Source organism: Fodinibius sp. (genome assembly GCF_034521915.1).
In the GTDB taxonomy this organism is placed as follows: Bacteria; Bacteroidota; Rhodothermia; order Balneolales; family Balneolaceae; genus Fodinibius.
On the sequence record NZ_JAXHLU010000009.1, the window covers coordinates 38,165 to 56,322 of the forward strand.

17 protein-coding genes and 1 pseudogene are annotated in these 18,158 nt (G+C 42.4%); 13 read left to right on the plus strand and 5 right to left on the minus strand.

Translation table 11 applies throughout. From position 1 onward, the window contains the following. Window positions 1–39 precede the first annotated feature (39 nt). From U5J89_RS06670 to U5J89_RS06680, 3 genes are all read left to right on the plus strand, one after another. Window positions 40–1,239 carry an MFS transporter gene (locus U5J89_RS06670; RefSeq protein WP_322574827.1) on the plus strand — a complete coding sequence of 400 codons (1,200 nt, stop codon included), beginning with the start codon at window positions 40–42 and terminating at the stop codon, window positions 1,237–1,239. An 84-nt stretch (window positions 1,240–1,323) separates the two neighbouring features. Next, the gene (locus tag U5J89_RS06675; RefSeq protein WP_322574828.1) at window positions 1,324–3,783 is read left to right on the plus strand and encodes a glycogen/starch/alpha-glucan phosphorylase; all 2,460 of its coding nucleotides are present in this window, start codon (window positions 1,324–1,326) and stop codon (window positions 3,781–3,783) included. Between the two features lie 126 nt (window positions 3,784–3,909). Beyond that, window positions 3,910–4,341: a MarR family winged helix-turn-helix transcriptional regulator gene (locus U5J89_RS06680; RefSeq protein WP_322574829.1), complete on the plus strand. Its 432-nt coding sequence runs from the start codon at window positions 3,910–3,912 to the stop codon at window positions 4,339–4,341. Window positions 4,342–4,430: 89 nt separating this feature from the next. On the opposite strand, the gene U5J89_RS06685 is transcribed toward U5J89_RS06680, so the two are convergent. The 4 genes from U5J89_RS06685 to U5J89_RS06700 all read right to left on the minus strand — a co-directional run bounded on the left by U5J89_RS06685 (window position 4,431) and on the right by U5J89_RS06700 (window position 9,021). Next, window positions 4,431–5,000, minus strand: a complete 570-nt coding sequence (locus tag U5J89_RS06685; RefSeq protein ID WP_322574830.1) for a hypothetical protein — start codon at window positions 4,998–5,000, stop codon at window positions 4,431–4,433. 171 nt (window positions 5,001–5,171) lie between these two features. After that, on the minus strand, window positions 5,172–7,721 hold the full coding sequence (gene topA, locus U5J89_RS06690) for a type I DNA topoisomerase (protein WP_322574831.1): 2,550 nt from the start codon (window positions 7,719–7,721) through the stop codon (window positions 5,172–5,174). A 12-nt stretch (window positions 7,722–7,733) separates the two neighbouring features. Continuing rightward, complete coding sequence (locus tag U5J89_RS06695) at window positions 7,734–8,207, minus strand: peroxiredoxin (protein WP_322574832.1); 474 nt, start codon at window positions 8,205–8,207, stop codon at window positions 7,734–7,736. Between the two features lie 217 nt (window positions 8,208–8,424). Continuing rightward, window positions 8,425–9,021 carry an NUDIX hydrolase gene (locus tag U5J89_RS06700; RefSeq protein ID WP_322574833.1) on the minus strand — a complete coding sequence of 199 codons (597 nt, stop codon included), beginning with the start codon at window positions 9,019–9,021 and terminating at the stop codon, window positions 8,425–8,427. A 21-nt stretch (window positions 9,022–9,042) separates the two neighbouring features. On the opposite strand from U5J89_RS06700, the gene U5J89_RS06705 reads away from it, so the two are divergent. The 8 genes from U5J89_RS06705 to U5J89_RS06740 all read left to right on the plus strand — a co-directional run bounded on the left by U5J89_RS06705 (window position 9,043) and on the right by U5J89_RS06740 (window position 14,389). Then, window positions 9,043–10,230, plus strand: a complete 1,188-nt coding sequence (locus U5J89_RS06705; RefSeq protein WP_322574834.1) for an AMP nucleosidase — start codon at window positions 9,043–9,045, stop codon at window positions 10,228–10,230. Between the two features lie 343 nt (window positions 10,231–10,573). After that, a complete protein-coding gene (locus U5J89_RS06710; protein ID WP_322574835.1) occupies window positions 10,574–10,912 on the plus strand; it encodes a hypothetical protein in 339 nt (112 codons plus the stop codon). 18 nt (window positions 10,913–10,930) lie between these two features. Further along, window positions 10,931–11,209 (plus strand): DUF2975 domain-containing protein, encoded by a 279-nt coding sequence (locus U5J89_RS06715; RefSeq protein ID WP_322574881.1) that lies wholly within the window; start codon window positions 10,931–10,933, stop codon window positions 11,207–11,209. Between the two features lie 4 nt (window positions 11,210–11,213). Further along, complete coding sequence (locus U5J89_RS06720) at window positions 11,214–11,861, plus strand: DUF2975 domain-containing protein (RefSeq protein WP_322574836.1); 648 nt, start codon at window positions 11,214–11,216, stop codon at window positions 11,859–11,861. 4 nt (window positions 11,862–11,865) lie between these two features. Further along, window positions 11,866–12,597 carry a hypothetical protein gene (locus U5J89_RS06725; RefSeq protein ID WP_322574837.1) on the plus strand — a complete coding sequence of 244 codons (732 nt, stop codon included), beginning with the start codon at window positions 11,866–11,868 and terminating at the stop codon, window positions 12,595–12,597. A gap of 4 nt (window positions 12,598–12,601) precedes the next feature. Then, window positions 12,602–12,823 carry a helix-turn-helix transcriptional regulator gene (locus U5J89_RS06730; RefSeq protein ID WP_322574838.1) on the plus strand — a complete coding sequence of 74 codons (222 nt, stop codon included), beginning with the start codon at window positions 12,602–12,604 and terminating at the stop codon, window positions 12,821–12,823. Window positions 12,824–12,869: 46 nt separating this feature from the next. Continuing rightward, window positions 12,870–13,607, plus strand: a complete 738-nt coding sequence (locus U5J89_RS06735; protein WP_322574839.1) for an ABC transporter ATP-binding protein — start codon at window positions 12,870–12,872, stop codon at window positions 13,605–13,607. Then, window positions 13,604–14,389 (plus strand): hypothetical protein, encoded by a 786-nt coding sequence (locus U5J89_RS06740; RefSeq protein ID WP_322574840.1) that lies wholly within the window; start codon window positions 13,604–13,606, stop codon window positions 14,387–14,389. The genes U5J89_RS06735 and U5J89_RS06740 overlap by 4 nt, the downstream gene beginning before the upstream one ends. 2 nt (window positions 14,390–14,391) lie before the next feature. On the opposite strand, the gene U5J89_RS06745 is transcribed toward U5J89_RS06740, so the two are convergent. Continuing rightward, the gene (locus tag U5J89_RS06745) at window positions 14,392–16,656 is read right to left on the minus strand and encodes a carbohydrate binding family 9 domain-containing protein (protein ID WP_322574841.1); all 2,265 of its coding nucleotides are present in this window, start codon (window positions 16,654–16,656) and stop codon (window positions 14,392–14,394) included. 232 nt (window positions 16,657–16,888) lie between these two features. Here U5J89_RS06745 and radC point away from each other — a divergent pair, with 232 nt between their 5' ends. Beyond that, window positions 16,889–17,668, plus strand: a complete 780-nt coding sequence (radC, locus tag U5J89_RS06750; protein WP_322574842.1) for a RadC family protein — start codon at window positions 16,889–16,891, stop codon at window positions 17,666–17,668. A 164-nt stretch (window positions 17,669–17,832) separates the two neighbouring features. Next, a pseudogene (locus tag U5J89_RS15915) lies at window positions 17,833–17,973 on the plus strand (four helix bundle protein); the annotation flags it as partial. Window positions 17,974–18,158 lie beyond the last annotated feature (185 nt).

An 18,158-nucleotide genomic window follows, 5' to 3' on the forward strand; every position in this document is an offset into this window, starting at 1 on the left:
GATGCCTGGCATTTCAACAGTGTCGGGTATCTTAATAATATGGCCGACAAGAAAAAGGAAGTCTTTTTCATCATATTTTCTCTTTGGTTATTGGTCTTTGCCGCCAGCAGCCAAATTATGATTATTGCGCCTATCCTCCCGCGCATCAGTGAGCAACTGGCTGTTTCAGAAGCGCTGCTCGGCACCCTTGTTACCGCTTATGCTGTAATGGTTGGCATCTGTGCTTTGATTACAGGACCCATTTCTGACAAGATTGGTCGGCGCAAAATATTACTTATAGGCACGGGACTTATGACATTCTCCCTGTTCCTTCATGGCTTTGTCTTCAATTTTACGAGTTTCTTGTTTGTACGGGGATTGGCGGGCGCTGCCGGCGGAATTCTCAGTGGCGCATCGGTTTCTTATGTGGGAGATTATTTCCCCTACGAGCGACGCGGGTGGGCGAATGGATGGATCATGAGTGGCATCGCCATGGGACAAATTTTGGGAATACCTATAGGTACCATTTTAGCAGAATATTTTGGTTTTCGAGCCCCATTTCTTGCTTTTGCCATTCTCATGTTGCTAGCCCTACTGTTAATTTGGCTTACCGTCCCACAACCGGATATCAAACTCCAGAAAGCAAAAATTACAGTAGTCGGATCCATCCGAAAATACCTGATTATGCTTCGCAAGCCCGAAATTATTGCTTCAGCCGTTAGTTATTTTCTGATGTTTTTAAGCCTGTCGGTGTATGTGATTTACCTGCCCACCTGGTTAGAAACTACTTTCAATGTATCCGGAAATGAAATAGCTTCACTCTTTTTGGTGGGTGGGATCGCAAATGTCGTAACCGGACCACAGGCAGGAAAACTTTCAGATCTGTGGGGACGAAAAAGCATTATCATTATCTCTTGCATTGGGTTAGCTCTGGTTATGGGGCTGACCATTCCCCTTGTTCAATCGTTCTGGGTAGCCTATGTGCTATTTTTTGTGATTATGATTCTGGTGGCCATGCGAATAAGTCCGTTCCAGGCACTTACCACGGAGTTGGTTTCGGGGCGCAAGAGGGGTACGCTAATGAGTCTACTCGTAGCTATTGGTCAGGTCGGATATGGGATAGGCGGCACCATTGCCGGACCTGCTTATGTATCACAGGGATATATTAGCAATACACTGATTGGAGCTGCTATGATCTTGGGAATGGCCTTGATCGTTTGGAAATATCTTCCCGAACCTGAGCTAAAACATTCCAATTAATTTACTTCATTTTCCGTTTTTAATTCTTGTATTTTCCTCATTACTTATCTCGTCACTAATTTAGCAACCTAATTGTCTTTTCAGATGTCAACTGATACAACTCTTAATCCCCGAACCGGAATGGACGTCGATTCTTTTCGGGAAGATATCAAGCAGCACCTTCATTATACCCTAGCAAAAAATAAATATTCCTCCACCGACTGGGATCACTATCGCAGTGTAGTATTGGCCGTAATGGATCGGCTGCATGACCGTTGGATCAATACCCAGCAGCGCTATTATCAGAACGAGTCGAAGCGAGTTTACTACTTGTCGATGGAGTATTTGATTGGCCGGTTGATGGATAACATGTTGATCAATCTGGGAATGCAGGATGTTGCCGCCGAAGCTATTGAAGAACTCGGCTTCGATTATGATAAAGTTCGCGAAGCAGAAGTAGATGCCGGGCTTGGAAATGGCGGGCTTGGACGTCTGGCTGCCTGTTTCCTGGATTCGATGGCTACGCTTGGCGTGCCGGCACTGGGATACGGCATCCGGTATGACTACGGAATTTTTGATCAGGATATCGAAGATGGTTGGCAGATCGAGAAACCCGATATGTGGCTGCAATACGGCTATCCGTGGAGCGTCGTGCGTCCCAAGAAAAAATTCAAGGTGCAGTTTTATGGGGATACCACAGCCAGCGAAGACGGCAATGGACGCCTGCATTACGAATGGGTGAATACTCATAATGTAACAGCGCTGGCTTATGATACGCCTATTCCCGGCTTCCAGAATGATGTAGTCAACAATCTGCGCCTCTGGAAAGCAACTTCTGATGAAGGCTTCGATCTCAAAAGCTTCAATCAGGGGGATTATATCGAGGCGGTGCGCAGTAACCTGCTTGAGGAAAATATTTCGCGCGTACTCTATCCCAATGATAAAGTGTTTAAGGGACAAGAATTGCGGCTCAAGCAGGAGTACTTCCTGGTTTCTGCCTCGCTGCAGGACGCGATGAATCGCTTTAAAAAGCAGTTCGATGACTTCCGAAAAATTCCGGATCAAATGGCCATTCAGTGCAATGATACACATCCCAATTTAGCAGTCCCCGAACTAATGCGCATGCTAATGGATTTGGAAGGATTGAAGTGGGAACCGGCCTGGGATATCGTCTCGAAGACCATTAACTATACCAATCACACCCTGATGCCGGAAGCACTCGAAAAATGGCCGCTTTCGCTGATGTCGAACTTACTGCCGCGCCATGTACAGATAATCCGGGAGATCGACCGGCGATTTCTCAACTCAATTGATGTATCCGGCGATGATCGCGACAAAAAGAATCGGATGCGGGTGATCAGCAACGAGATGGACGCCCGCGTACGGATGGGGAATCTGGGCATCATTGGCGCAAAAAAAGTAAATGGAGTATCAGAGCTGCACAGTGATTTGATGAAAAAAACCATTTTTAAAGATTTTGCCAATCACTTCCCTGAAAAGTTTACTAATGTGACGAATGGCATTACGCCCCGTCGCTGGCTCCGACAATGTAATCGCGAGCTGGCCGATTTAATTTCTGAACGAATTGGAGATGAATGGGTTACACATCTTGATCAGCTGCAAGAGGTTGAGCAGTTTGCCGAAGATGAGGATTTCCAATCAGCATTCAAGGAAATTAAGCTCCGCAACAAACAAAAGCTGGCTAATTATATTAAGGATACGATGGGCGTGACGGTTAATCCTGAGTCCATTTTTGACATCCAGATCAAGCGTATCCACGAGTATAAGCGTCAGCTGATGGCATTAATGCATGCCATTACGCTGTATAACCGCATTAAAGATGATCCTAATGCAGATATCGAGCCGCGCACGCTGCTCTTTGCAGGGAAAGCTGCTCCCGGCTATACGATGGCGAAATTGCACATCAAGTTAATTAATAGCGTAGCCGAAGTTATTAACAACGACCCGGAAGTAGCCCCCAAATTAAAGGTCTTGTTCTTGCCAGATTATAGTGTTACACTAGCTGAAAAGATGATACCGGCTGCAAACTTATCCGAGCAGATTTCCACAGCGGGTATGGAGGCATCTGGAACCGGGAATATGAAATTTGCCCTGAATGGCGCTTTAACCATCGGCACGCTGGACGGAGCGAATATTGAGATCCGTGAGCAGGTGGGCAAAGAAAATATCTTTATCTTTGGGCATACCGTTGATGAAATTGAAGAAGTCCGAGCTCAGGGATATAATCCACAGGAAATTTATGAGTCGGATGAGGAACTCAAACAAGTAATCGACCAGATCCACAAAGGATATTTCAGTCCCGATAATCCCGATCTGTTTCATCCAATAACGAATGCGTTACTTAATCAGGGTGACTACTTTATGGTGTTGGCTGACTACCGTAAGTACGTAGAGAAACAGGAAGAGGTCGAAGCTAATTACCGCGATCAGTTTGACTGGAATCGCAAAGCAATTATCAACGTGGCCAATATGGGACACTTTTCATCCGATCGCTCTATTAAAGATTACTGTGAGCGTATTTGGGATGTAGAAGTCAATCAATAAAAACCATCTTACTCTAACTTTTATTAAGTGCCGGGGAATGTAGCCTTGCTCGGCACTTGATGTATTAAGCTTGAAAAGAAACAATTTTTAACTATTTTATTTGTATGCTCAACTAAATTAGGAGTTATGGCTAATAGACTAACAGAAAACAACATCTTTTTTCTTACCTCAGCATTTGCTCGAAAGCTGGGTAACCAAGCTGATCAAATATTTGAAACCGTAGGTTTATCCTCTTCTCACGCCCTACTTCTACATTTAGTTAATAAAAATCCCGAAGTTCAACCAAGCCAATTGGCAAAAATGCTTCATTTAAAACCATCTACAATAACCCGGTTGGTTCAAAAGCTTGATCGTCGCGGATTAGTTAAAAAACAATCAGCAGGGCGTGCCAAAAAAATTGTATGTACAAGTGATGGACAAAATACTGCTGAGGAAGTACAGAAAAAGTGGGAGAAGCTAATCCAACTAAAAAGAGAGGAGTTGGGGGAACGCTATGTTGAAGTGTTATCAGAGATGATTTCGAATGCTCTGGATACCATGGAAGAGAAATCAGAATAAAAACTAACTAAGTCAGAAATCAAGAATAATATTGCCTCGTTTTTCTATCATAACTCTTCTAAAAGTCTACAGACGAGACAGAAAAAATATCAAAAAAGATTGGCCTGTTCGCTGTCTTCCTTGGGGGCACGTTCAATCTTGGGATTGGTAATTTCGCCCTGCTCAACCTTAAGCATATCGGATTTGAACTTTTTCCCGTAAATTTGCTTAGCGATACCTTGAAGTGCCTTTTCTCCACGGGGAGTAATAAGCAGACGATCATGGTCGTCCAGCGATAAGAAGCCAAACTCCTTTAAATCATTAACAATCATATAGGCAAGCTTACTTACCGCACCGCAATTTTGCTCCACATAATTTCGACGTGGTGCTTCTTCATTCGCAGCATAAACGAGACCAAGAACATTCATTTCAACCTCGGTAAGTGGAAAGCCCTCCGATCCCCGGCTTAGCATATCATCCCAAGCCTCTTGGCTGTAATAACGGCCAAACCACCATTTCCCTTCCTTGATAAGCTTATTGGTTACCGTACAGGCAAAATATTCTCCGGGTTTAGCTTTCTTGGGGATGCCCCGCTCTCGATACATCGAAACCAACGTTGCCAAATCCAGTTCATGAAGATTCGGCGGATAGCTGAAATATGTATCAGATTGTTTTTCCATGACGCCTCAAGTTAGAAAACTGGAACCTTATTGTCATGTTAAATTTACACGATTTTTAATCGCGTATCCTGAACTTGTTTCAGAATCTTCCTTTAACAGATGCTGAAATAAATTCAGCATGACACATCAGTCTTACAAGATGATAATCTGTACAAGAAACAATCTTCTCACTTATCCTTTTCCTTTTTCAGTAATAAGCTGCACCGCAATATCCATATTCACATCTTCAGGATCAAAATCGTCAGGAAGGCTAATATTGGTTTTACCATACTTGATGTAGGGTCCGTATCGCCCAGTCATTACCCGGACTTTTTTCCCGTTGTCAGGATGATCGCCCAGCTCTTTGATTACATTGCTTTTGCCTGATTTCTTATTCTTTTTCTGCTCTAAAAGCTCAAGAGCTCGATCCAGCTCAACATCAAGCACATGATCACTTTTGCGAAGTGATGCAAAGGTACCGTCATGCACCACAAAAGGACCATAACGTCCTACCCCGGCACGAACAACCTTGCCGGTTTCGGGATGCTCACCCAGCGGGCGCGGCAATTCTAACAATCGCAACGCCATATCCACATCTACATTTTCAGGCTTCATGTCTTTGAGAAGCGAAGCGCGCTCCGGTTTCTTATTATCTTCAGTACGTTCCCCAACTTGCACATAGGGACCGTATCGCCCATTGAGAACATAAATCGGCTCACCCGTTTCGGGATGATTACCGATAGACTTTGGTCCCTCTTCTTCTGCTTTAATCAACTCTTCCAACTTTTCTCCCGTAATATCACTCGGCTTCCAGCTTTCCGGAATGGACGTCGTCAATTCTTCTCCGTTCACTTGTTTTTTAATGTATGGTCCATACCGTCCCACGAAAATTTGAATATCATCGAGATCCTGTATAGGCAGGTCAAGCTGACGAGCTTCTTTGGGATCAATTTTATCTTCCTGTTCCTCTACTTTGGCCTTTAATCCTTTTTCACCTTTGTAGTACGTTTGCAGATACTCTTTGGTATCTAACTTTCCTCTGGCAATTTCATCCAGCTTCGCTTCCATCTCTGATGTAAAATCACTGTCTACCACATCGTGCAGATTTTCTTCGAGCAATTCCGTAACCGCAAAGGCCGTAAATGTAGGTACCAGCGTCTTACCATCGGCCTCACAATATCCCCGATTCTGGATGGTGCTGATAATAGATGCATAGGTACTCGGACGACCGACACCCCGCTTTTCAAGCTCTTTAACAAGCGTTGCTTCCGTAAATCGCGCCGGCGGTTTAGTCTCGTGGGATATGGGCTCGATCCCTTCTTCGATCACTTCTTCCCCTTCACTCAGTTCGGGCAAAAATTTCTCCTGATTTTCGAGTGCCGCATCGGGATCGTCACTGCCTTCCACATATGCTCTGAAGAAACCGGGAAATACAATCGTTTTTCCACTGCTTTTAAACTCGGCAACTTTGCCGTTGGCTTCCGCTTTAATCGTTACATTCGTAAATTCGAGCTCGGCCTGCTCCATCTGGGTAGCAATCGTTCGCTTCCAAATCAGATCATACAAACGAAACTGATCACCGCTTAATCCTGCCTCTTCCGGCTTCCTGAAATAACTGCCCGCCGGACGAATGGCTTCATGCGCTTCCTGGGCATTGGATCCGCCTCCGTAATTCCGTGGTCGGTCAAACAAATACTCTTCGCCGTACTCATCTTTTACCGCATTTCGGGCCGCATTGATTGCTTGTCCAGACAGACGAGCAGAATCAGTACGCATGTAGGTAATGTATCCATTTTCATACAGCTTCTGTGCAACGCCCATCGTACGCTTGGCCGAAAAGTTCAGCTTTCGGTTGGCCTCCTGCTGCAGGGTAGAGGTAATAAAAGCGGCCGAAGGATTTCGCTTCTGGCGATTTTTCTTGACTTCAGTCACTTCCCATTTCGACTTGTCAAGATCATCACGTAATTCACCGGCCGTCTTATCATCCAGTAAGACAACTTTCTTTGGCTTTTTGAGCTTCCCGGTATTTTCATCAAAATCCTTACCCGAAGCCAGTCGCTTGCCATCAAGATGAGTAAGATCAGCTTCAAATATATTACTGTCATCCTGTTTGTGAAGCTGTGCTTTTAAATCCCAGTAGCGTGCCGAGCGGAACTTCATACGTTCTCGCTCACGCTCAACCAAAAATCGGACGGCTACGGACTGCACACGTCCCGCCGAAAGGCCGGGAGCAATTTTCTTCCAGAGTAGTGGCGAAATAGTATATCCCGCAAGCCGGTCAATAATTCTGCGGGCCTCCTGAGCATTTACCAGATCCATATCGATATCACGGAAATGATTAAGGGATTCTTTAATCGCCTCCTCAGTAATCTCACGAAACACCATGCGCTTGACCGGTACATCAGGTTTTAGGAGCTGCGTCAAGTGCCACGAAATAGCTTCCCCCTCACGATCTTCATCTGTTGCCAGAATAAGCTCATCAGAATTCTTAAGCTCTTTTTTAAGGCGGTTAACGACTTTCTTTTTACCATAGGGAATGACATATAACGGCTCAAAATCCTTATCGGTATTTACGCCCAGGTTGGCCCATTCTTCGCCCTTGAACTTCTTGGGCACTTCCTTGGCATTTGCTGGAAGATCACGGATATGCCCCATCGACGAATCTATGGTATAATCTTTGGGCAGATACTTCTTGAGTGTTTTAATTTTTGTGGGTGACTCTACAATTACAAGAGACTTCATATACCTCGTTTTCTACAAATTCTTGATCACATCCTTTAACTCGGAGGCATGATCTTTAGTATTAATTTTTTCAATAATGGCCTTAACCGTGCCATCGGTATCGATCACATAAGCAGAACGTGTTGACGCCTCAAACTTATTGCCAAACATATTTTTCTCCATGATTGAATCAGTTGCTTTGGCAAATTTATAATCACGATCAGAAGCTAGCACGTAGTTGATACCCAACTTCTCGGCATAGTTTTTATGTGATCCGCAGCTGTCTTTGCTGATCGCTATGAGATTATATCCCTGCTCGTCAAACCAATCGGCATGCTCGGCCAGACTTTTATTCTGTTTGTCACATCCCGATGTATTATTACGCATATACACCGAAACAATTGTCGGGCGATCCAAAAGATCATCAAACGATACAGTTTTTTCTTCACCGTCTTCGACAATATCCAGCGAAAAATCAGTATCTATTTTTGTGCCGGTTTGAATCATATTTTTAGCTAATCAAGTTTTGGGAGATAATAAGTTGAACTGTATAACTACAATTGTGCTCGATTTCGTTCTACCTGTCAGCAGTTTGGGATCTTATATAATAAAGTGATCAGCTCCATACTGCAATAAATCTTTTTGATTGCGGAAGGTATTGCTATTAATTGAAGATTAGATGAAGGCAGACAAAGCAAGAAGTGAGAAGCAAAAGAATTCCTTTTTACTTTTCACTTCTCGCTTCTTGCTCGTTCTTCAACAAAAACCGCGCTACAGCCGCTACCATAATGCTATGATGGATGGTCCCATCGGCAACAAAGTCCAAGAATTTATCTACAGCCAGTCGATGCACATTAATGCGTTCGTGCTCGTCTCCTCTAGGTTTTTCGGATGTTATCATCTCACAGTCTTCAGCCAGGTACAAATGCGTATAATTGGTCATAATTGCAGGATTCGAACTCACTTTTCCCAAACTGCTCCAATTTGCTGAACTATATCCGGTTTCTTCGATAAGTTCCCTTTTGATAGATTCCAAAGGTTGTTCTCCGGGATCAACCATACCGCCTGGGATTTCCAACGTAGGCTGCTCAATCCCATATCGATACTGTTCAACCAATACAACTTCCTGGTTTTTTGTTATCGGTATAACATTTACCCAATCCGGAGCCTTTAACACGTAGAAATCACCCTCATTTTTTTCATCTTTTGCTTCCAATTTCATTTTTCTATGCAAAAGATTGAAAATTGGGGTAGGATATTCCTTATTTTCACGGATAACCGACCACGGTTCAATAGTAAATTGAAATGATTTTTCACTCATAAGGCGAACAGGTTAGGATTTATGTCAGATCGATTTGAATTTGAAACAGAAGAAGTAAACTCCCAAAAAGAACTCCACGAGCGCATGGTTGAAGCATGCAATACGATGGAGAGAATCTATGAAAACGGTGAATATCCTAAAGTACTGGTAAAACGTTCGTGGTCAAAACATAATCCCATTATTACGGGTGAAATGGCTAAACCCGGAGCATACCGATGGTACTTGCTGCGCGAGCTTAAAAAGCTAGGCGAAAAGGGAGCGGTTATAAAAATCATACCCTCACGTGAACGCCTGCCGCTTAACGATCCCGACCTGCTCGATAACACCGATGAGGACGACTGGGATATTACACAAAAAAAGCTATTCCTGTTTAGTCCCGAACGGATAGAAATTTCCCTTAATCGACTTGAGCATTATACCGGCACCGATCCGGAAGATTTTCAACGCTATATTCTATTTACCAACTACGACATGCACGTTGATGTTTTTCAAGAGATGTTCCCTGATTGTGTGACACCTGCCCGGGAAGGTGTTCAAATGCCTGCCTATCATCACAAACAGGAAAACAATAAAGGCGTCACACTCATCAATATTGGCGTGGGACCTTCAAATGCTAAAACTATTACCGATCACGTTGCCGTTCTTCGACCCGACGCCATGATTATGGTAGGCCATTGTGGAGGGCTGCGCAACCACCAGGATATCGGCGACTTTGTGCTTGCTACCGGTTTCATGCGCAATGATGGGGTGCTGGATAATATCCTGCCGCTCAACATTCCTATTACTCCCAACTACTTGATGAATGTCTTTCTAAAGGAAGTGCTGGATAAATATAATCGCAACCATCGCATGGGCACTATCTTTACTACGGCCAACCGAAACTGGGAATTCATCAAGCGTCGAACAGTCGAAAAAATACATATGAGTCGCAGTATTGCTGTTGATATGGAATCGGCCACAGTCGCCACCAACGGCTATCGCTATCGCATCCCCAATGCCACCATGCTCTGTGTCAGCGATAAGCCCCTACACGGCAAACCCAAGCTTAGCGATGATGCCCAGGAGTTTTACGAAGACTCTAAGCAACTGCACGTTGAAATGGCTGTCGAAGTACTCAATATGTGTAAAAATACCTATCCCGAGGGATTGCCCAACGCCAGTATCCGCGCCATGAACGAACCGCTGATGGGTGGACCCGACGACGATTAGTTCCCAAACGACAGAGGATAAACAGCTAAAGTCGAACCATTAGGTGTGAGGGTGAGACGTAGTTTATGTAAGTGATGTGTATTTCGTAATGCGTAATATGTAACGAGTGATACATAATTAAAAACTGTTGCCTATTACTCATTACGCATCACTCATTATTCGCCACTTATTGCTTCTAGCTCTTCACCTCGAATTCCTACCCACTTTAAACTTTACCAGACCCACACCCTGCTTATATTTACCATTAAACAACAATTATTTATTGTTTATCAATAAAATTTTATTGCAATTCAATAATTATTATTTTTACTTATTGGTGAACATCAAGAAATAACCGATACGTATGGCTTGGAAATGGTTTAAAAACGATGGGAGTATTGCTGGTTTTCTTTACTTCTTTGCTCTGCTTGCATGGGGTATTTACTTCATTTCAATTTTAGGCGGGTCGCTATTATTTGTAGCTGATATTTTTATTGGTGATCTACATTTCCTTGAATTACCTGCTCGAATTCATATCTATGACTTTACAGAAATCATCGCCAACAGTGACACAGTTAACATTTTTAACAGTTCCATTATGGAAACGAATGCAAGCTTAGAAGATATCGAGCCTGAAAACAAATGGAGCTATTATCTGGCTTCTGTTATGACGATCGGTCTTGATGGAATTATCCTTTACTGACTTACCCTACTCGGACGCATACTACGAAGCTTGCGACGCGAGGAGCCATGGAATAAACAAAACTCAAAATACCTTAAGACTATTGGTTATTTAATGTTGCTTGCCGTTCCTTATAAGTACGGTATTGGGTGGCTTTCGTATCTGATGATCGACCAAATCCAACTTCCAGAAAGCATATCGCTACTTTGGCCACCGATTGCGTGGGAGCTAGGACTTGCCGGGCTGGCAGTTTTACTAGTGGCCTACATTTTTGAGGAAGGTACACGCCTGTACGAAGAACAAAAACTTACGGTGTAGTATTATGAATAGATTTGGCAAAAAATCGACCGCATACATTTGCTATCTGATCGTGAACGTGTGGTGGTATCTATCCTGTGTTTTAGGATTTATCTTCCCCGCTACGCTAATCTATGAATACTTCCACAGCTCCCACCCGGATTCTATAATGGGGATAACCCTGCCCCTGGAACCATCACTGGTAACGCTAAACGAAGAAGCCAACTACGAGTTTATCGAGATTGATTCGGTTACCGGAACATTAGATTTTGATTTCATCTTACACAGCAATCCCTTTACCTATTTAATCTGGAGCAGTTTTATCTGCATTGCACTCGGCCTTTTTATTTATGGATTATATCAGCTGCGCATCCTACTAAAACAAACCGTGGATGGATCTATATTTACAGCTGCAAATATCCGCCGAATCAAAACTATCGCCATCCTTCTGATTATTGTTGAACCTCTACAGTGGCTTGTCCGATATTTTATTCGCAACTCACTGGCTGACAAAGCACACTTGCTGGCATCACAACAGGCAGATATCAGCATTAACATACCCATGGTGGGCGAAGATTGGATGTTCATTATCATGGGATTGCTGGTCTTTACCCTGGCCGCCGTATTCGAAAAAGGCAACGAAATGTATCAAGAACTAAAACTGACGGTGTAACGATATGTACACAAAAAAATACCGGATAATCACCCTCGGCTTACTATCTGTTTTTACTCTTTGGATGGCATACAGTGGATTTAAGCAATATCAAACCATAAACACCTTGTTGGATACGCAGATATTAACCCCCCCCTCAATCGATGATAAAAGTCTAGAAATCGGGGATCTCAGAATCACAAAAGCAAGTGTCCAAGATTTTGACCAGCCGGACCGGCGAAAGTACGGCAGAACATTTGTTTCGGTAACCAACCTGGATCACCAAACGCCTTCGCCACAGCTGGATAATACTCTGCTCAACCTGTCGCAAAGACAGCAAAATCGCACTATTTACGGCCTGTGGGGATATCCGTCATTTTTAGTATCGCCGGATGACCTTTCATTCTGGCGATCCCAACTTTACCTACAGATCTTGTTTTATTTTGGTGGACTAGCCATCATTGGCATCTTCTTCATATTATTTTATGAGCTCAATTATCGAAAAGACAACAAGCTGTTTGTCCCGGCCATCAAAAATGTGATTTTGGGGCTTTCAATATTATTCAGCGGCGGTGCCATCTTAAAATGGGGCTTAGATTTTCGGCTGTATAACTTTCTTAATGACCAATTTTACTTCGGGGAACCATTACCCCCTATTGACAATAATATGATATTTCTCGGTGGCACATTGCTTTTTACCGCTATCATCTTACAGCGCGCCGTCGAGCTTCAGAAAGAACAAGACCTCACGATTTAGTATTATGGCCATCAAGGTAAACTTGGATCTCATGCTGGTTAAGCGCGACATGACGCTTACTGAACTATCTGAGGAGGTAGGGGTCACGATCTCGAACCTCTCGATCCTAAAAACAGGCAAGGCCAAAGCCGTACGCTTTTCGACGCTAAATGCTATTTGTGAAGCATTAGATTGCCAACCGGGTGATATTCTGGAATATGAGTCAAATAATAACAATACTGATTAACCCAAAGTGCCAGCAATATCTTTCATACTAAGTGAATTAATAACATATGATTTTACAAGCTGAAAACATTTCCAAAACCTTTAAAAAGTCAGGTAGCAATTCTTTTCATCTGAATATCGATCATCTTGAAATTAAAGAGGGTAGTTTTACCGCTATATTAGGCCCAAATGGATCGGGGAAATCAACTTTTTTAAAAATAATCCTGGACCTTCTTTTTGCTGATTCCGGAAACATTTCGCTGATGGGCAACAATCATGAAGATAAACAAGCAAGGGCAAAGGTGAGCTATCTTCCCGAAAATTATTCCTTTCCCGAGTATTTTACGGTAAAACAAATGCTTCATGCTTTCGCTGATCTCAAAGAATCGACGCCGGGACAGATAGATCGTAAAATAAACGAATTGGCCAACGCTTTTAATGTAAATTATCTGAACAAAAGGATTAAGAATCTCTCCAAAGGCATGAGGCAAACATCAGCGCTTATGCACACCTTTTTGGCTGATGATCAATTTTATATCCTCGATGAGCCCTTCAACGGACTCGATGCCGTACAAAAAAAAGCCATCATGGATTACATCTTCAGGCTGCAACAAGAACGCAATATTTCCATCCTGATCACCACACACATTCTCTCAGACATCGACAAAACCTGCGATACCCTCTACCTTATCAACGATGGACGTATTATCAATTCGGCCAGCAAAAAAGAGATTCAAAAGCAATTTGGCTCCGTTGAAGACTACTACCTCAATCATTTTGAAACCAAAGATCCCGCCATATCATGATTCGTTATACCCTACGAACCCTTCTCAAAAATAAAACGCTATGGGCGTGGCCCGGCATTTTTATGCTCTTTGTTGTAGCCATTACTGTATGGGGCGGTGTCTCCGCAGATCCCTCCAGTTACTCATATGCAATAAATTTGGGTGGGTTACCCTTGCCAACAGGGATAGTGATAAACCAACTGGTTTCTATTACAATCCTCATCTCAATTATTGGTATCCCCACACATTTTTCAGAAAATATAAAACCGGAGCGAGCATCTCTGCTCCTATCCAAACCCCTATCGCGAAGTGAATTATTCTTCTCAGATTTTATGGGTGTATTCACCTTTTGTTTTGCTTACACCGTCATTAGTGTACTACTTTTAGCTGTGCTAACCACAGTACACGGAGTGCTTTTTCCATTGCATCATGCTATTGCTATCATCGTATTTCTTCCCCTAATATTATTAACCTACTATATAACAATCGTCCTATTCCTGATACTCACCAACTCTTATCTAGGAGCAGTTATACTGGGATATTTTTTAACGGATTTTTCTGCTCTATTCTTAAATGCTGATCAGTTTCTACAGATGTTTGGTTTAACGGATACCTGGTTTGAAACACTCTTACAAATACTGGCCTATCTTATACCCAGCTCCGAAGCTTTTCAACAAATTATGAGTCAAATTTTTGACAGCGGATTTTCAGGTGTTGATATCAGTTTACTGGGCTTTGCTTTTGTCAGCTGTGTACCTTTGGCGTTGCTGGCTTTTTACCAATTCCGAAAGAAACAGTTTTAGTATCAGCTGCGGATTAAATACTGAAATTTCACAAAAAACTGGCGGTCGGTCTCTTTAAAACCGGTATATCTATTGGGACCGGCCTGATCAAAGTGATTCAGGTAATCAGTCATCCCAATATAAAATTTAGTAAATGGGTTGGCTTTATAATAAACAAGAGGATAGATCTGCAGCTGCTCATTAAAAGAATTGTACTGGGTAATGAGTCGTGCAAAGAACTTTTTTGAAAAATTGTAATTGCCCTTTAACCGGTAGATATCACCGCTAAAATATTTTTCCTCTCCATTTGCGGCCGAAAGTTTCGAGTAGTTATAACTAAGCGACATTTCCAAACGAGAAGTAGGTTTTACGGTGGCATCCACAGAAAAATTGTACCCTTCTCCCAACGTTGGGTTCTCCTGTCGGTTGATGTATTTTCCAAAATCCACATGCCCGCTTAGTGATAATTCGTTTAACGGATTTGTACTCACATCAATCATGAGGCGATTCATCTGGGTGAAAAGTCGACCACGAAATCGTTCATCATTTAATGGTAAGAAGCTAAGTGACAAGTTCGTTTGTCCGCCAAAGTTATTACTCCACCTGGTAAAAATATACCGCTCCTGAAACTGCCCCCCAAAATCGTATCGCCAGCCAGTGTTTATACTTATATTTCCTCTGGACAACCATTCCCACTCGGGATAATAGGAGAGACTTTGTGAGGCATCGAATTTCCGTTGGTCAACCTGATTAATGAATCCGTTCTGTGTTTGAAAGGTAGGCGAATAGGAAGTGTAACCGAATGAAAAGTCATAGTACTTGGCCTGACGTGAAAACCGAGTAGTCAACAAGGTACCTCCAAACTGTTCTCCATTAAATGCTGCATCATATGAGCTCTGCCCAAGAATCCTTGGCTCATCAAAAAGTTCTGGCTCATCTAATTCCTTTGTATTAGCATAGGCCGCCTGGCCGCTAAAATAATAGTTGTCGGTCAACAAAATATTCCAGTCGATACTACCCACATAATTATGTCCATCTTGTTGATTGCGAGTTGTAACCAATCCGCCAATATATGACTCGGATCCAAAATTATATGTCCCGCGAACCACATTATTATAGGCTTCAACATCCGATTGAACCAGTGAGCTGCCGTATCGCCCCGGAATGATAAAAGGAGCTTCCCGATCGTAAGCGGTTAAAAATGCAATGCTGAAATCTTCTGCCTGATGAGTTACTTTTCCGGCAGCCAGCGGACGGTTAATCATCCGGGAATAAAACAGATTTTCTCTTGTGTTAAACAAATCGCTGCCTTTCATAAAGAAGGGACGTTTTTCGGAATAATACAGTGCAAAGGTTTCATTAGCAGATATTTGAGCCTGATCGGTTTCCACCTGGCTAAAGTCGGGATTTATAACAGCATTAAGAGAAGTCGTCGAGGTGGGCTCATACATCACACTCCCGCCAATACGTCCATTAATACGCCCATGATCCAATCCAGAATTAGGATTCCCGGCATTATTAATGGTGCTACTTTGATAACTCATTCCGTACGGCAACAATTCTACTGTATTTGTATTTTCAATATCTTTTAACCCAACAAGACGTCCATTTTGGCAAAGCATACAGGAATTATCTAATCGTACATTGGTCCATGTAAACATATAACGACTATTGCGCGGATAATTTCTGATAAACTGAATTGACCATTTATGGATATCTCGATCTGGGAAATTCAAGCTTTTAAATGGAATTTTCAGCGTTACTTGATATCCTTTATCGGTAATCTTCCCATCTGAATACCATAGCATATCAAAGTTCATATCCTCACTGTTACCCGTACGCATTCCATCCATTTGTATACCTAACGGATTTACGAAAAGTTCATAAGCCTGCTGGTTGTTATTAAAGGGATCCAGGAACACTCCCACGAAATCGTCTCCAAAACTGTTATCACGATCAGATATATTTGCCCGAATATCTTCAGGGGACGGATCACTGCTGATAAAACCTACATAGATGTTTTTCTTACTGTAAAGCATCTTCACCTCAGTTTCGACAAAGGCCCGTACATCATCATTTGGCTGTATCTGATGTTTGATATAAGCCGATTCTGCCTGTTGCCATGCCGGATGCGACAAATCAGCTGAAATATCAAAATCCTCTTCTATCGCGTAGGGCGATATCTGTTCGAGCGTATCTGTTACCTGCTGAGCTTTCGAGATATTAAATACGACTGTGAAAAATATAATTGTCGCAAAAAATATTTTCCCAATGGATGTATGCAACATTTAAGAACTATATTCTTAGAATTTATATGCCAGCTTAATATTCTTGTATTCTCTTACGAATTATTCACAAAATGTTACAACGAAAATCTTATAGAAAAAGTAGAAATAATAGTCTAAACATTTTAAAGGTTGTTAAAAATAATGCGCAATTATGTTTTCTACATCAACATTTTTGTAAGGATCCATGTTAATAATGCTCTTACTAATAAACCCAAATCAAGAGTACATACATATGTCTGATCAAGAGCAGTTTGAAGCCAATGATTTTTTAAAGCGTACCGTCAAAGAGATGAATCCCGATGAACAGCCGCGCGAAAAGCTTACTAATTATGGCAGAGAAAGCCTTTCGGATGCAGAACTATTAGCGATTCTTTTACGCACCGGCAGTCCAAAAATGAATGTGATCCAGATGTCACAAGCCCTGCTCGATCATTTTGACGGGTTGCGTTATCTCGCACGAAAGGGATGGCAGGACTTGAAAGTCATACCCGGCATGGGAAAAGTAAAATCTCTGACGCTGGAAGCAGTATTCGAGCTATCGCGACGAATTCAGATGGCCAGCTTAGGCGAACAAGTGCAAATTACTTCGCCCGAAGATGCCGTTGCCTATTTTGGTCCCAAGTTGCGCGACCTTACCAAAGAGGTATTTATGGTGGCCTTTCTCAATAATGCTAAAATCGTAATGGGATATAAGAAAGTAAGCTCTGGCGGTTCTACGGCTACCATTGTTGATCCGGCGGAAGTAATGCGTCAAGCCGTAATGAATGAGGCCAATAGTATTTTGCTACTGCATAATCATCCCAGCGGTAACAACAACGAATCGAAGGCAGATATCCAGCTTACAAAACGGATTTCAAAATCAGGCAAATTGCTCGGCATTCCGGTAGATGATCATATCATCATCGCCGGCGACGGGTATACCAGTTTCCGCGCCAAAGGACTTGTTGGATTAATAGAATTTGGAATTACGGAATTAAAACAGATATCCACTGAAAATTATTATGCTATGTAAGAAATTGACCGGACAGATTATTGAATCTCATTATAAGGTTTATAACAAGCTATGATATGGATTGCCCTGCAGAATAGTTCATATTAAATCGATCTCCAGGTTGAACTTGACAAACAGCCGAATTAGAATGTGTTACGTCACTATCCCATAGCAGATTCATTATAAGCGGCACATCGATTGGTGCCAATATTGAGGAAGCTATTAGAGCACAAAGTCGAAGAGATTTTAAAGCAAAACTATCTATATCATATAAAGAAGCTCGTGAAACACATTATTGGCTACGGTTACTCTCGAAGCTACAAATATTAAGGTCAGTCTTTTATTAAATTTCGGCTAACGGCTTCAATTGAAAAATGTGACGAGTTACACAAATAATAATTGGCTCGAGTATCAGCAAAACCTGTGTAACATCCGCGGTCTATTCCTAATTCTCAATTCCTAATTCAACTGCTTATATTTACAGCCAATTAAAATTCTGCTAACAGTTATT

Coding starts and splice junctions, on each gene's coding strand:
- U5J89_RS06670 (WP_322574827.1), top strand. CDS start 40: ATGGCCGACAAGAAAAAGGAAGTCTTTTTCATCATATTTTCTCTTTGG.
- U5J89_RS06730 (WP_322574838.1), top strand. CDS start 12,602: ATGGCCATCAAGGTAAACTTGGATCTCATGCTGGTTAAGCGCGACATG.
- U5J89_RS06695 (WP_322574832.1), bottom strand. CDS start 8,207: ATGATTCAAACCGGCACAAAAATAGATACTGATTTTTCGCTGGATATT.
- radC (WP_322574842.1), top strand. CDS start 16,889: ATGTCTGATCAAGAGCAGTTTGAAGCCAATGATTTTTTAAAGCGTACC.
- U5J89_RS06675 (WP_322574828.1), top strand. CDS start 1,324: ATGTCAACTGATACAACTCTTAATCCCCGAACCGGAATGGACGTCGAT.
- U5J89_RS06735 (WP_322574839.1), top strand. CDS start 12,870: ATGATTTTACAAGCTGAAAACATTTCCAAAACCTTTAAAAAGTCAGGT.
- U5J89_RS06710 (WP_322574835.1), top strand. CDS start 10,574: ATGGCTTGGAAATGGTTTAAAAACGATGGGAGTATTGCTGGTTTTCTT.
- U5J89_RS06745 (WP_322574841.1), bottom strand. CDS start 16,656: ATGTTGCATACATCCATTGGGAAAATATTTTTTGCGACAATTATATTT.
- topA (WP_322574831.1), bottom strand. CDS start 7,721: ATGAAGTCTCTTGTAATTGTAGAGTCACCCACAAAAATTAAAACACTC.
- U5J89_RS06705 (WP_322574834.1), top strand. CDS start 9,043: ATGTCAGATCGATTTGAATTTGAAACAGAAGAAGTAAACTCCCAAAAA.
- U5J89_RS06685 (WP_322574830.1), bottom strand. CDS start 5,000: ATGGAAAAACAATCTGATACATATTTCAGCTATCCGCCGAATCTTCAT.
- U5J89_RS06720 (WP_322574836.1), top strand. CDS start 11,214: ATGAATAGATTTGGCAAAAAATCGACCGCATACATTTGCTATCTGATC.
- U5J89_RS06740 (WP_322574840.1), top strand. CDS start 13,604: ATGATTCGTTATACCCTACGAACCCTTCTCAAAAATAAAACGCTATGG.
- U5J89_RS06725 (WP_322574837.1), top strand. CDS start 11,866: ATGTACACAAAAAAATACCGGATAATCACCCTCGGCTTACTATCTGTT.
- U5J89_RS06700 (WP_322574833.1), bottom strand. CDS start 9,021: ATGAGTGAAAAATCATTTCAATTTACTATTGAACCGTGGTCGGTTATC.
- U5J89_RS06680 (WP_322574829.1), top strand. CDS start 3,910: ATGGCTAATAGACTAACAGAAAACAACATCTTTTTTCTTACCTCAGCA.